Source organism: Prochlorococcus marinus XMU1411 (genome assembly GCF_017696075.1).
Lineage (GTDB): Bacteria > Cyanobacteriota > Cyanobacteriia > PCC-6307 > Cyanobiaceae > Prochlorococcus_A > Prochlorococcus_A marinus_V.
Genome location: NZ_JAAORI010000003.1, coordinates 685972 through 700514, shown reverse-complemented (window position 1 = coordinate 700514; position 14543 = coordinate 685972). Strand labels below are relative to the sequence as shown.

Below are 14543 nucleotides of genomic sequence, written 5' to 3'. Positions count from 1 at the left end.
ACCATTTTTGTAAAATCACTACAAATTAAACTACAAATTGATAATCTTTTATAAAAGAAATCTAAAAAATGTATTCACAAGCAAAAGTAATCGCAGGCGGATTAGCTCATATACCAGTAGTAATAGCCGTTTTTTATTTTATACTCACAACTTTTAATAAAAGAGCTTTAAAATTTGTTGAAGATGCAAAAACAAAAAAACCTGAGTCAAAAGCTGTGGAACCTAAAAAAGTCGCTGTTTCAAAAACAGAAGCTCCAAAAACAGAAGCTACAAAAGTAGTGAAGAAAAAACATGCAGACGTCCCAGTAAATATTTATAGGCCTAAAACACCATATGAAGGTACAGTAATCGAGAATTACAGTCTTCTTAAAGAAGGAGCTATTGGAAGGGTAAATCATATTACTTTCGACCTTAAAGATAGTGATCCTTTCTTAAATTATGTTGAGGGCCAAAGTATAGGAATCATGCCTGCAGGAGAAGATGCAAATGGAAAGCCTCATAAATTAAGGCTTTACTCTATAGCTAGCACTAGACATGGAGATAATTTTCAAGGTAATACAGTTTCTCTTTGTGTTAGACAGCTTCAGTACGAAAAAGATGGAGCAACTATAAATGGTGTTTGTTCCACTTACTTATGCGACATCAAGCCTGGAGATAAAGTAAAAATTACAGGACCTGTAGGTAAAGAGATGCTTCTCCCAGATGAAGAGGATGCGAACATAGTTATGTTAGCGACTGGCACTGGAATAGCACCAATGAGAGCCTATTTAAGAAGAATGTTCGAAGCAACTGAAAAAGAAAAAAATAATTGGAATTTCAAGGGAAAAGCTTGGCTATTTATGGGTGCCCCAAAATCAGCTAATTTGTTATATGAAGAAGATCTCCAAAGATATCTCACTGATTACCCTAATAATTTTAAATATACAAAAGCTATTAGCCGTGAGCAGCAAAATACTAAAGGAGGAAGAATGTATATTCAAGACAGAGTTTTAGAATCAGCGAATGAGCTTTTCAATATGATTGAAGATGAAAAAACTCATATATATCTTTGTGGATTAAAGGGTATGGAGCCTGGAATAGATGAAGCAATGACAAAGGCTGCTGAGGAAAAAGGGTTGAATTGGTCAGAATTAAGACCTCAACTAAAAAAAGCAGGAAGATGGCACGTGGAAACTTACTAAATCTTTAATATTTGATTTAAGTTACTCTTGCTAAATACTTTTTGGTTTAGACACAATATGTAGCTAATTTTAAAAAAAAGGAGGATTTTAAAAAAAGAATACTAAAAATATGCCTTCAACTTTAAGTAATCCTTTAAGATTAGGTTTACGGCAGGAAAGAGTCATATCTCCACAATGCTTAGTAATATTTGGTGCTAGTGGAGACCTTACTCATAGAAAATTAATACCAGCCTTATTTGAACTCTATTTGCAAAGAAGAATTCCAAGCGAATTTGGAATAGTTGGTTGTGCTAGAAGACCTTGGACTGATAATGAGTTTAGAGAAAAGATGAAAGTAAAGCTATCCAACCAAATATCTGGTAAAGAAAGGGAGTGGGAACAATTTTCTAATTATCTTTTCTATGAACCAGTTGACTTACAACAATATGATCATGTAGAAAGACTTTCTAAAAGATTAAATGAAATTGATAAAACACAAGCTACTCATGGGAATAGAACATTTTACTTATCAGTATCCCCAAATTTCTATGCAAGTGGATGTAAAGCTCTTAAAGCAGCTGGCCTTTTAGAAGACCCTAAAAAAAGTCGTTTAGTGATTGAAAAACCTTTTGGAAGGGATTATTCGAGTGCAAAAAAATTGAATAAGATCGTCCAAAGTTGTGCTGAAGAAAGTCAGATTTATAGGATTGATCATTACTTAGGTAAAGAGACAGTTCAAAATATTCTTGTTTTGAGGTTTGCTAACACAATTTTTGAACCAATCTGGAATAGGAATTACATATCAAGTGTCCAAATCACTTCATCTGAAACGGTTGGTGTTGAAGATAGAGCAGGTTATTACGAAAGCTCTGGTGCTTTAAGAGATATGCTGCAAAATCATATGACTCAAATGCTTGCTGTTACTGCTATGGAACCTCCTGGAAAATTTGAACCAGAAGCAATAAGAAATGAAAAAGCTAAGGTCCTTCAAGCTGCAAAACTTGCCGAAGAAAATGAACCGTGGAATTGTTGCATAAGAGGTCAATATGGAGAGGGAGGAAATATCTTAAATAGACTCAAAGGATATAGGCAGGAAGATGGTGTTAATTGTAATAGCACAACAGAAACTTATATTGCGACAAAAGTATTCGTTGATAACTGGCGTTGGCAAGGGGTTCCTTTTTATTTGAGAACAGGGAAAAGATTACCTAAAAGACTCGGAGAAATAGTCTTAACTTTTAAAGACGTGCCTGTTCATTTATTTGAATCAACAATAATAAATCCTGCCCCAAATCAACTTATCCTTAGAATTCAGCCAAATGAGGGTGCTACTTTCAAATTTGAGGTAAAATCTCCTGGTTCTGGAATGAAATCTAGGCCTGTTGAGATGGAATTTTCTTATGATGAATCATTTGGAGAACCATCAGATGAAGGCTATGTAAGATTATTAGCTGATGCGATGCTTTCTGACCCAACCCTATTTACTCGAAGTGATGAAGTAGAGGCAGCCTGGAAACTTTATACCCCATTAATAGAATTGATGGATAATTCTCCTTGGAAGTTACCTATTTATAATTATGAATCAATGACTTGGGGACCTCCTGAGTCTGATCAATTACTTTCAAAAGATAATATTTTCTGGCGTAGACCTTAAAAATGAAACCTCAACTAACACTCCAAACCCCATTAGAGTTACCTTATCAGGAAATTTCTAATTACCTTAATAAATTATGGATTTCAGAGAATGCAGATAATTCTGGAGCTAATACTTTTACATTGATGGTCTGGCAGCCTGCTTGGCTAGAACAATGTTTGGTTCAAAGAGGTTTAGTAAATGGACCAATTACCGGAAATTTAAGTCCAGAGATAATTGAAGTTGCTAAAAAATTTATATTAGATCAAGGACTTCCAATAACTACTTCGATTAGTAGTGAAGAATTATTGAATTTGTTGAAGGAGAATTTATCTAATAAAGACTTTGAAGACTTTAGAGGACAATTTTTTGAATCATCAATAAGTACATTGAATCCAAGAAGATTAATAACTCTAGCGCCAACGTTAAATAAACATTCAGAGATTCAAACTTTTGTGTCCGCTTACTGTCCTTTAAGTGATAAACCCGCTATTCAACCTATATGCGGGGATTTAGTTGTTATAAGGGGGGATTCAGCCTCAATATCCGAAAAAGGATTAAAAATAATTGATGAATTATCTATTGATGAATTACCTTCCTGGTTGTGGTGGAATGGAAGTTTGGATGAATCGCCTGAAATTTTCGAATATTTTACTAATTATGGTCAAAGGTTAATAATTGATACTGCTCTTGGATCGCCTAACAGATGTTTAAAAGTTTTAGATCAATTAAATAATGCAAATAAAGCTATTAATGATTTGAATTGGGTTAGGTTGAAAAATTGGAGGGAATCATTGGCAATGATTTTTGATCCACCTTCGAGGAGACAAATTTTAGATCATATTACTGATATTGATATTGATATCGCGGGAGATCATATAATCCAAGCTTTGTTTTTGATTTCATGGATTAGCGATAAACTTGGTTGGTCTTTTCTTAGAGCTGAAAGGTATAAGGAATTAACAAAAATAGATTTTCAAAGAATTAATGGCGAAATAATTTCTGCATCAATTAATCCCTTATCTTTGGGAAACCCAAGTATTCATTTAGGACAAGTTATTGGATTAAGGTTGATTTCAAAAATTAGTGAGGTTCAAAAAAATAACACTTGTGTAATACTTGGCTGTGAATCAGTGGAATGTATGAGACTTGAAGCAGGGGGAATGGCTAATATGGAATTAATAGAACAAGTTGTTCCAAATTCTTTTTCTACATCAGAGTATGATGTTAGTAAATTATTGGGAAGTAGTAGAGGTAACACAAGTCCTCTTTTTGAAAATTCAATTAAAATAGCCTTACAAATATTTAATGGTTTTAATAACTAATAAATGCCTTGTGTAATATCGTCTCCTTCAACTGATAGTGGCAAAACTACATTATCGCTTTTGATATCTTGTTGGGCGTTCTCAAAAGGTATAAAGATACAAACTTTTAAGGTTGGGCCAGATTATCTTGATCAACAACAACTTAGTTCAATTGGCCAACCTATTTGCAGGAATTTAGATATTTTTTTAAGTGGAGAGAAATGGGTTCAAGAAAGTTTTTTAAAACATTCTTTTAAATATGAATTCTCATTAATTGAAGGAGCAATGGGTCTATTTGATGGATTAGGATCAACAACCTATTCAAGCACAGCAAATATCTCTAAACTTCTCAATGCACCAGTAATTTTTATTGTTAATGCTAGAGGTCAAGTAGCTTCTCTTTTGGCGACTGTTCGAGGCTTTAGAGATTTTGATGGTGAGTTGTTAATAGCAGGAATTATATTTAATAACGTTAATTCAGATAGGCATAAAAAGTTAATCGAAGAAGTTTTTAAAAATGAAGATATCGAAATTCTTGGTTTTTTACCATCTGATTCAAAAATAACTTTAAAGAAGGCTAATTTAGGTTTGATATCTCCTTTGGATAATGGTAGAAAAATTGATGTTGAATATTTTGCAAATTTCGCCGAAAGAAATCTTGATGTATTTTCTCTTCTAAAATTTATGAAATCTCCTAAAAAGAAAATATTTAATTCTATCAGTCTTGAAGATTTTAAAATAGACAAAAGTAAACCCATCGCAATTGTAGAAGATAAAATCTTTCATTTTCAATACCCTGAAACTAAGGAGTTTTTGAGTGAAATAGGAATTCCATTGATTTCATGGAGTATTTATGATGATGAAGAAATTCCTAATGAGGCTTCTTCTTTAATTATTCCTGGAGGGTTCCCCGAAAAATATGCTGATCATATTAGTAACTCTATAAAAAGCTTAAATTCGTTAAGGAAATTCCGCAAAAATGGATTTATATATGCAGAGTGCGGAGGTATGATGATTTTAGGAGACTTAATAAAAGATGAAAAAGGTAATGATCATAAAATGAGTGGTATCCTACCTTTTAGATCGAAAAAAAGTAAACTTTCAGTGGGTTATAGATACATTGAGGGTTTAAAAGATACTCCGATAATTAAACAAAAGCAATTAATTAGAGGACATGAATATCATTATTGGGAAATTGAAAAAAATATATCTGAACTTGATTTAAGAAAAGCTGAACATCCGAAGGAACTTACTTCTCCATGGAAAATTAAATCTTGGAAAACTGAATACAAAAATGAAGGTTTTTTTGATAAAAAATTACATGCAAGTTGGATTCACTTACATTTGCCAAGTTCTCCAGAAGTTGCAAAAAACTTTATAGATGCCACCCAAATTAGTTTTTCAAAGGATTCTTAATTTATTATCAAATCAATTATTTTGAGAGGAGAACCAATAAAAAACATTCCAGGCAAAGTAATTAATGGTCCTAAAAAACTCCCCACCATGACCTCAATTTTTGTATGGCCTAGGGTTTCTTTTAAAAGTAATTTAGATTGAGGATCTAGTTTTTTTGATAGTTTATTGATTTCTGCAGCTTGAATCCCAGCTGATTTACGAACACCACTAGCGTCATACATAACTATTAGTGCTACAGCAACTGATAATGCGAAAATTGAGCTATCAAATCCCAATTCATAACCAATACCAGATGTAGCACCAGTTATTAAGGCGGAATGACTTGAAGGCATTCCGCCCGTCTCGAACATAATTCCAAATCTTATCTCACCAGTTGAAAAGAAATTGAAAACAATTTTAAAAAACTGAGCTAACAAGCAGGATAATAAGCTCCAAAAAAGAACTGAATTATTAAAAAAGGAAAAAAACTCAGACATAAATTAAAAATTTTTATCTATCTCTATTTGTAATAAAGTCGGCTAGTGATATTAAATACTTTGCATCTACCCCCCAAGGTTCAATTGCTTTTTTTGCTTTTTCAACTAAATCAAATGCTCTTTTCTTTGACTCCTCCATTCCAAGTAATTTAGGGTAAGTAGTTTTGTCTGCTAAAAGATCTTTACCAGCAGTTTTACCAAGCTTTTCACTGCTAGAAGTTAAATCAAGAATATCATCTATTATTTGGAAGGCTAAACCAATTCCCTCTGCATATGTTGTTAGAGCTTGTAGTATGTTTTCGTTCGCCCCTGCGATCATTGCACCTGTTCTTACGCAAGCCTTTAATAAAGCCCCAGTCTTATGAAGATGAATATATTCAAGAGTTTCAAGGTCTACTTCTTTGCCTTCGCACTCTAAATCAACAACTTGTCCCCCGACTAAGCCTGGTGCACCAGCTACTAGTGATAATTCGCCAACTACATTTAATAATCTAATTGGATCGACTCCTGGGCTTCTTAAAGAGACCATTTCGAAGGCTCTAGTTAATAAAGCATCTCCTGCGAGAATAGCTATTGCATCTCCATAAACTTTATGATTTGTAGGCCTACCTCTCCTCAAGTCATCATTATCCATAGCTGGCAGATCGTCATGAATAAGTGACATTGTATGTATCATCTCAATGGCTACCGCAGTAGGAACAGCAAGAGAGGGTTCTCCTCCAGCCAGTTTGCAGGATGCTAAACATAAAATTGGACGTATTCTTTTCCCCCCAGCTAAAAGGGAATATCTCATTGAATCTCTTAATATTTCTGGATTCTCAGGACCCAAGGAAAAATCAAGTGCTTCTTCTACAATCTTTTTTGTGCCTTTAAGATATTTTTCAAAATCTGAAGTGTTATCAATAACGTCAGTCATTTTATACTCTTAAAAATAATTTTTTCATCTTAAGATTTATGGCAAAAGTTCATTTAGGGTTGATGATAAACCAAATTTTTTCTGCCAGCTAAAAATAGTATTTACTAGTAACATTGTGACTGTCATTGGACCAACCCCTCCTGGAACAGGTGTGTAAGCAAATACTTTAGGAATTACATCTTCTAATAATACATCGCCACATAATCTTGATTTATTTTTATCAGAACTTTTTAATCTATGTATCCCTACATCAACAATCACTGCTCCCTCTTTTACAAAACTAGAATCTACTAGATTAGGTTTTCCTGCTGCTGCAATTAATATGTCAGCATCCATACAGATTTTATGTAAATTCAATGTTTTTGAATGAGTCATTGTTACTGTCCCATTTAGATTCAATAACATAAGCGATAGAGGTTTCCCAACCAGTAAGCTTCTTCCTATTACGACAATTTTCTTTCCTTCAATTGTAATATTTTGGGATTTTAATAAATTAATAATTCCTGCTGGCGTACAAGATCTCATAGCAGGCTCATTTTTTACTAATTTGCCGATATTTATCTCATTTAATCCATCTACATCTTTGTTTGGATCGATATGACTTATAAGCTTTTGTTCATCAAATTTCTTTGGGATGGGAAGTTGTAGCAACATTCCATCTATGTCCTTGTTCAAGTTTAGCTTGTTTATTAATTTTTCTACTTCTTTTTGCTCTACGTTATTTTTTAGATGAAAGATAAAGCTCTTTATTCCTACCCTTGAACATGCTTTTTCCTTGTTATTGACATAAACACCACTCGCTGGATCTTCACCTATTCTTATTACAGCTAAACCGGGAGCTCTTTTTGCGATTTTTATATTACTAGAAATATAGTCATTTAATCTTTCCTCAATTTCCAGAGATAATTTTTTACCGTCTAATTTTAATGACATTTAGAAAAACATCTCCTTTTTTACTCCTAGCATGCCTATAATTTTAAATTATTCAAATAGATTTAATTATATTCTGTGCAAAACATTACAACCACCTTAAAAAAATTATCTTATCTTTGGAGAAGGATTCAAGTCCCAATTAAACAACCAACTAGAATTTCGAAAATTGATAATCTCATAATTTTTTTAGTATGCATTTTGATTTCAATAATTTCTTCTTATAAATTTCTTCTTATTTCGCCTTTAAATATTTCAGATATTTTTTCTTGGAGTTTGACATTTACTGAAGTATTAATAAGTTCTTGGATTTTGATACTAATTTCAAAAAAGGAAAATCCTACAATTTCTTCAAGACAAATTATCTTGATCTTAACTCTTCTTTTAGCAGTACAGGTTTCGAAATTAGCCTTATCATCAATCATTAGTCCATTATCAATGATAATTCCACCTACGTTAATAATATCTCAAGGAATGGGAAGTATAACGGCTTTGGCTTGGGTATCAATTGCAAGTCTTAGTTGGCCAGACCCAGCAATTGCTTTAAATATTCATTTATTTTTTATTATATTAATCTGCGCTTCAGTGGTATCTCTTCTTGGAGGAAGAATAAGAAGTAGAGCTCAATTGCTCCAACTATCAATTTTTGTACCCATCGGATCATTATTGAGTCAATGGATATTGATAGATAAAGATAAAATATCCCTTATTGATAAACAAGAATTTGTTTTTGCAAACGGCAATATCTTTTCAGATTCTTTGTTATTGGCAATTGTAATGCTTTTTACTATTTTATTTATACCTATTTTTGAGTCGATATTTGGATTAGTAACTAAAGCAAGATTACTCGAATTAGCTGATAAAGAGAAACCTCTAATTAGAAGATTGTCTCTCGAAGCTCCTGGTACTTTTGAACATACCTTACTGATATGTGGTTTGGCAGAGGAAGCAACAAGAATGATAGGTGGTGATATTGATCTAATTAAAACCGGAGCTCTATATCATGATGTTGGTAAATTACATGCCCCTAATTGGTTTATTGAAAATCAAGATGGTTCAAAAAATCCACATGATGAAATAGATGATCCTATTAGAAGTGCAAAGGTTTTACAAGCGCATGTTGATGAAGGATTAAAGTATGCGAGAAAAAACAGACTACCTAAACCGATAACCAATTTCATCCCAGAACATCAGGGCACTTTAAAAATGGGTTATTTCTTTCATAAAGCTAAAGAAAAAAATCTTAAAATTAATGAAAATGATTTTAGATATAAGGGTCCTATTCCTCAATCAAAAGAAACAGCTATTTTAATGCTTGCTGATGGATGTGAAGCAGCATTAAGAGCTATGAATATTAATGCCTCTGATGAAGAAGCTTTGGAAACTATATCTAAAATTATTTATTCACGTCAGAAAGATGGTCAACTAGATGATAGTAATTTATCAAAGGGAGAAATCTTTTTAATTCAAAGGGCGTTCTTGAATGTATGGAAAAGAATTAGACATAGAAGAATTCAGTATCCAACAAGTAAGAATAATACTTTTTCTTGATTTTCAATTTTATAGCCTAATACTTCTTCGATGTTTTGGATTACACCAATATAGAAGAGCTAATGTACTTAAAAAGGTTGTTAAAAGAGTAAAGCCACCAATACCAAAAATGTCTTTGAGAGTTATGAGTCTTACCACAGAATAAGGACCCGTCCCAGAAATTACCATTGATAGAGATACTAGAGTTAAAGTTACTCCCCATTTTCTCTCTGCTAAAAGAGCTGCTGAAGAAACTATTCCAACGATCGCAGCAGGCCAACCAAGACTTATAGCAAGAGTTATATTCGCAACTTTTAATGGGGGCCCATAACTTATTATTAATGCGATTATTGGAAGTGCAATTATATTGCTGATTAACCCAACCCAAGAAAGCGCCCAATATCCCAATAATCTTTCTCTCATTATTTGCTGCTTTAACTATTTAAATTAATCTACAATATTAAGAGTCTATTTTTGAGGCTACTTAATATTCCTGAGAAAAAATTTAGTTTGCATGATTAGATATAAATGTTTTATTAGGATTTTCTAAATCATCAAATTGTGGGTGAATTGAATTTTTTTTCTCAGAGAAGACAAGTCTATTTAAAGCATTAACATAAGCGTTCGCTGCAGCAACTACTACATCCGTATCAGCAGAATGACCAGAATATATTTTATTATCCCTCCTTATTCTTATTGTTACTTCGCCCAAAGCATCAATACCTTCTGTTACCGACTTGACAGAAAATTCAATTAATTCATTAGGTACTTTAGCTAATTTATTTAAAGCTTCGCATACAGCATCAACGGGTCCAGTCCCTATTGATACAGCAGTATCCTCAGTATTATCTTCCGTATTTAGAAGCGATATGGTGGCAGTAGGTTTAGATGCATTACCACAACTTACTTGTACAAGACTTAATTGAAATTTAGCTTCTGGTAGCTGTACTTGTTCACTAACAATTGCTTCTAAGTCTCTATCAGTGATTTCTCTTTTTCTGTCAGCTAAATCCTTAAAACGAGCAAAAGCATCATTTAAATCTTCTCGGCTCAAGTCATATCCCATTTCTTCTAATCTTGCTCTTACTGCACTTCTTCCACTAAGTTTTCCCAAAGATATTTTGTTGTCACTCAAACCAACAGTTTTTGCATCGATAATTTCGTAAGTTAATCTATTTTTTAAAACTCCATCTTGATGAATGCCTGACTCATGTGCAAAAGCATTAGCACCTACAATTGCTTTATTAGGTTGTACAGTCATTCCAGTTAGGTTGGAAACTAGTCTAGAGGTTTTTGTTATTTCTTCTGTTCTTATTGCCGTAAGAGGAGTTGGTGAATCTGGATTTCTTTTAAAAAAACTATTAAAAAAACTTTTTCTAACATGCAATGCCATTACTAATTCTTCTAGAGAGGCATTACCGGCTCTTTCCCCAATTCCATTAATAGTACATTCAAGTTGTCTTGCTCCATTTTTTACAGCATCTAGAAAATTTGCTACTGCTAAACCTAAATCATTATGACCATGAACCGAGATTACTGCCTCATCAATATTTGGGACGTTTTTATTTATATCATTAATTAATTTCCCAAATTCACTTGGAGTTGAAAATCCAACAGTATCAGGGATATTTATTGTTGTTGCTCCTGCAGAAATTGCTAGTTGAATCACTTCGTATAAAAAATCAGGATCACTCCTTGAGGCATCTTCACAAGAAAACTCAACATCATCTACCAATGATTTTGCATAATTAACCATTTCTGGAACTATTTGAAGAACATCTTTTCTGGATTTTTTAAGTTTATGTTTAAGGTGAATATCACTTGTGGCAATAAAAGTATGTATTCTTTTCTTAGGAGCTGGACTTACTGCTTCATAGCATGCTTTTATATCACCTTTGGATGCTCTAGCTAAACCGCATATTATAGGACCATTTTCTTTCCCGACAGAATTGGCAATTTTATTAACAGCTTTAAAATCTCCAGGACTTGCAAAAGGGAATCCAGCCTCAATTACATCTACCCCTAATCTTGCTAGTTGATGTGCGATAGCAAGCTTTTCTTCAAGATTTAAACTTGCGCCAGGAGATTGCTCTCCATCTCGAAGAGTTGTATCAAAGATCAAAATTCTTCCAGGATCTTTGGACATTAGAGAAAATTACTTAAACTTATTTTAAGCTAATAAAAAAAAATTGACTAGATTTGTTCAATAAAAACTTGCTAAAGGTTTATTACTTAACAATATTGGTTAAAATTCTGAACAAAAAAATAAAATAATTAAGTTATTAAAGTATTCTTTTAAAATTAAAGTTTACTTTTTATAAGTAAAAGGTTAATTTTGATTTTCTACAGAATTACAGGCATAAATTTTAAAAAGTATGAATGGGCAATACCCCAAAAAAAATTTTTTAGGCCAGTTAGCGATAGTTTTACATGCTCATCTTCCTTATGTCAGAAAAAATGAAAAAAACTCGTTAGAAGAGGATTGGTTATTTCAGGCGATATTGGAATGTTACATACCACTACTTCAATCAATAGAAACTTCCAGAGATGAAAATCCTTTTAATACAAAACTTACTATTAGTTTGTCTCCAACATTATTATCACTTCTAAGTAATAAACAAATTCAGGAAACTTTCCCAAGCTGGATTAAAACAAGGAATGATTTCTTAAACGAACTGCCAGAAGAAGATAAAAGTGCTTCTACATTTTTAATAAAAAATCTTAATGACAAATACTTATATTGGCAAAAATGTTCTGGAAATTTAATTGAGAAGTTTAGAATTTTAAATAATTCTGGAAATTTGGATATTCTTACTTGTGCAGCAACACACGGATATCTCCCAATTCTAAGGGAGAACCCTGAAACTGTTAATGGACAAATTAATACAGCCATCAAGAGCCATGAAAATATTCTTGGAACTAAACCCTTAGGTATTTGGTTGCCTGAATGTGCATATTATGAAAATTTGGATGAATTACTATTTAATTCTGGTATTAGATATGCGATTTTAGATGGACATGGAATTTTAAATGCCACTCCAAGGCCTAGGTATGGTGTTTACGCACCAATCTGCTCTAAAAAAGGAGTTGCTTTTTTCGGAAGAGATAGTGAGTCAACCTTGCCCGTTTGGTCTGCTAAGGATGGATTCCCGGGAGACAGAGTTTATAGAGAATTTCATAAAGATTTGGGCTGGGAGTTGCCTATTTCTAAGCTTCAAGAGAAGGGTATTTCAACCAAAAGACCTTTAGGTTTAAAGTTTCATAAGATTACTGATGAAAAAGTTCCATTAGGGAAAAAGGAGTTTTATTTAGAAAATGAAGCCAAAGAGAAGGCAGCAGAACATGCTGATGCTTATCTTCTAGCGAGATCAAAACAATTAGAAAAAATAACTTTATCCTCTTCCTTTAATCCCTTATTGGTAGCTCCTTTTGATGCCGAGTTATTTGGACATTGGTGGTATGAAGGACCTTGTTTTATTGAAAATATTTTAAAGAATTCTAGTAAATATTCAATTAAGCTTACAACTTTAAAAGAATTCTTACTTCAAAAGCCAAATCTTCAGATTTGTGATCCGTCGCCATCAAGCTGGGGACAAGGTGGTTACCATAATTACTGGATTAATGATTCAAATGCATGGATCGTTCCAGAAATCACTAAAGCAGGCTCAACTTTTGTTGCTTTATGTTCAAAAAATATACATAATGACATATCCTTAAGACTTTTCAAACAAGCAGCAAGAGAACTACTTCTTTCTGAGTCTTCTGATTGGAGCTTTATCTTAAGAGCTGGAACTACAACTGAGCTTGCAAAAGAGAGGATAGAAAGACACTTATTCCGTTTCTGGAAATTAGTTGAAATGATTAAAAATCATTCCAATATCAATTTAAAATTTCTTGAAGATATTGAGGAAGAAGATCAGTTGTTCCCAGATATTAGTATTGATGATTGGCGTAAATAAAATACTAATTTAATTTGAGCATTCCTAGTTTTACTTTTAGAGGTGAATTTATAAACATCTTACTCATTACATAAATTAGTTTTGGAAGTGGAAGTGTATTAGTAAGGAAACCTACCCATTCATTGGTCGATAATCTAAAGAAATTTGTGAAAAAGCTTCTTAATCTACTTTCGTCAAAACTCATTAATCTTCTAAGACCATATTGGTAAAGTTTGTGCCTTTGCGTTAACTCATAAGGCCATAAGATGTCCCAACCTTTTGTTGCTAGTTCAAAGGAACTTAGATGAGGTTCTTTTAAAAAGATTGCTAATTTTTCTGCAAGGAGTGGAGCCCTCCTTAATAAAGAACCGATCATATATCCTGATGCAGGATGCACCATACTTGCGGCCCCGCCAAAACCAAGTACAAATTGTTTTTTAAATGGGAGGGGTAAATTCATTGGGAAAAGGCAATTCTCTTCATGAAAAATTTCACTCACCTTGATACCTTTACTATCTAGTCTTTTAAAAAGTCTTTTTTTGAGTTTTTCTCGCGATAAAGCAGGATAACTAGCTAGTGATGTTTCTTCAACAAAAAAAGTTTCATTTCCAAGATCCATTGCATACAGAAAGGAAGGAGATGATAACTTTTCTTTATTGTTTAAATGATTTGGACGAAAATCCATTAAAACAAACTGTTCCTTATTAACAGGTGGCGATGTAAATTTACCAACAATTCCATACGCGGCCTGCTGAGCAATTTCATTTTGTACTGGTCTTTTTACAAAATTACTTTTATGACCACTTGCGTCAATAACTAACCTCGCCTTTATTCTTACACCTGATAAACAAATTACCTCAGATAGTTTATTTTTTTCTTTAATTTCTTTTGCTGTTTCATTCAACCATTCAATCCCTTTACATTTTTTTAAAAGTTCATTTTGAAAGGCTTCTTGATTTATTAAACCATAATCGTAGTTATGTTTAGTAGGAGTATCCCCTTTTTTATTTTCTCCATTTCCAAAAAAACTAACTGTCTTACACCATCTATGAGATAACAAAGATTCCAATCCTAATTCCTCTAATTCAGATGCCCAAATACCATAAGTATTCTCCCATTTTTCACTTGGAGATTTGGTCGATATTCCCTTTATTTTAAGATCCTGCTTTGCTAATTCAGAAGCTAAACATAAAGCTGCAGGACCAGAACCTAAAATTAAAATATCAAGTATTTCCATTTT

12 protein-coding genes are annotated in these 14543 nt (G+C 32.8%); 6 read left to right on the top strand and 6 right to left on the bottom strand.

Translation table 11 applies throughout. The annotated features are described in order from the left end of the window. The first annotated feature begins 68 nt into the window (after window positions 1–68). The 4 genes from HA145_RS05760 to HA145_RS05745 all read left to right on the top strand — a co-directional run bounded on the left by HA145_RS05760 (window position 69) and on the right by HA145_RS05745 (window position 5513). Window positions 69–1181, top strand: a complete 1113-nt coding sequence (locus HA145_RS05760; RefSeq protein WP_209128244.1) for an FAD-binding oxidoreductase — start codon at window positions 69–71, stop codon at window positions 1179–1181. Between the two features lie 109 nt (window positions 1182–1290). Next, window positions 1291–2814: a glucose-6-phosphate dehydrogenase gene (gene zwf / locus HA145_RS05755; protein ID WP_209128243.1), complete on the top strand. Its 1524-nt coding sequence runs from the start codon at window positions 1291–1293 to the stop codon at window positions 2812–2814. Window positions 2815–2816: 2 nt separating this feature from the next. Further along, window positions 2817–4118: a glucose-6-phosphate dehydrogenase assembly protein OpcA gene (locus tag HA145_RS05750; RefSeq protein ID WP_209128242.1), complete on the top strand. Its 1302-nt coding sequence runs from the start codon at window positions 2817–2819 to the stop codon at window positions 4116–4118. A gap of 3 nt (window positions 4119–4121) precedes the next feature. Further along, complete coding sequence (locus HA145_RS05745; protein WP_209128241.1) at window positions 4122–5513, top strand: cobyrinate a,c-diamide synthase; 1392 nt, start codon at window positions 4122–4124, stop codon at window positions 5511–5513. Here the strand turns inward: HA145_RS05745 and HA145_RS05740 are convergent. The 3 genes from HA145_RS05740 to folD are packed head-to-tail and all read right to left on the bottom strand — an operon-like array spanning window position 5510 to window position 7838. Next, window positions 5510–5989 (bottom strand): divergent PAP2 family protein, encoded by a 480-nt coding sequence (locus HA145_RS05740; RefSeq protein ID WP_209128240.1) that lies wholly within the window; start codon window positions 5987–5989, stop codon window positions 5510–5512. The genes HA145_RS05745 and HA145_RS05740 overlap by 4 nt on opposite strands. Window positions 5990–6002: 13 nt before the next feature. Further along, window positions 6003–6905 (bottom strand): polyprenyl synthetase family protein, encoded by a 903-nt coding sequence (locus tag HA145_RS05735; RefSeq protein ID WP_209128239.1) that lies wholly within the window; start codon window positions 6903–6905, stop codon window positions 6003–6005. A 36-nt stretch (window positions 6906–6941) separates the two neighbouring features. Beyond that, complete coding sequence (gene folD / locus HA145_RS05730) at window positions 6942–7838, bottom strand: bifunctional methylenetetrahydrofolate dehydrogenase/methenyltetrahydrofolate cyclohydrolase FolD (protein ID WP_209128238.1); 897 nt, start codon at window positions 7836–7838, stop codon at window positions 6942–6944. A 75-nt stretch (window positions 7839–7913) separates the two neighbouring features. Here folD and HA145_RS05725 point away from each other — a divergent pair, with 75 nt between their 5' ends. Then, window positions 7914–9386 (top strand): HDIG domain-containing metalloprotein, encoded by a 1473-nt coding sequence (locus HA145_RS05725; RefSeq protein ID WP_209128237.1) that lies wholly within the window; start codon window positions 7914–7916, stop codon window positions 9384–9386. A gap of 9 nt (window positions 9387–9395) precedes the next feature. On the opposite strand, the gene HA145_RS05720 is transcribed toward HA145_RS05725, so the two are convergent. Continuing rightward, window positions 9396–9788, bottom strand: a complete 393-nt coding sequence (locus HA145_RS05720; RefSeq protein ID WP_209128236.1) for a hypothetical protein — start codon at window positions 9786–9788, stop codon at window positions 9396–9398. 82 nt (window positions 9789–9870) lie between these two features. Beyond that, window positions 9871–11511: a 2-isopropylmalate synthase gene (locus HA145_RS05715; RefSeq protein ID WP_209128235.1), complete on the bottom strand. Its 1641-nt coding sequence runs from the start codon at window positions 11509–11511 to the stop codon at window positions 9871–9873. Window positions 11512–11740: 229 nt separating this feature from the next. Between HA145_RS05715 and HA145_RS05710 the strand changes: the two genes are divergently transcribed. Further along, a complete protein-coding gene (locus tag HA145_RS05710) occupies window positions 11741–13324 on the top strand; it encodes a glycoside hydrolase family 57 protein (protein WP_209128234.1) in 1584 nt (527 codons plus the stop codon). Between the two features lie 4 nt (window positions 13325–13328). Here HA145_RS05710 and crtL read toward each other — a convergent pair whose 3' ends face one another. Further along, window positions 13329–14540: a lycopene beta cyclase gene (gene crtL / locus HA145_RS05705; RefSeq protein ID WP_209128233.1), complete on the bottom strand. Its 1212-nt coding sequence runs from the start codon at window positions 14538–14540 to the stop codon at window positions 13329–13331. Window positions 14541–14543 lie beyond the last annotated feature (3 nt).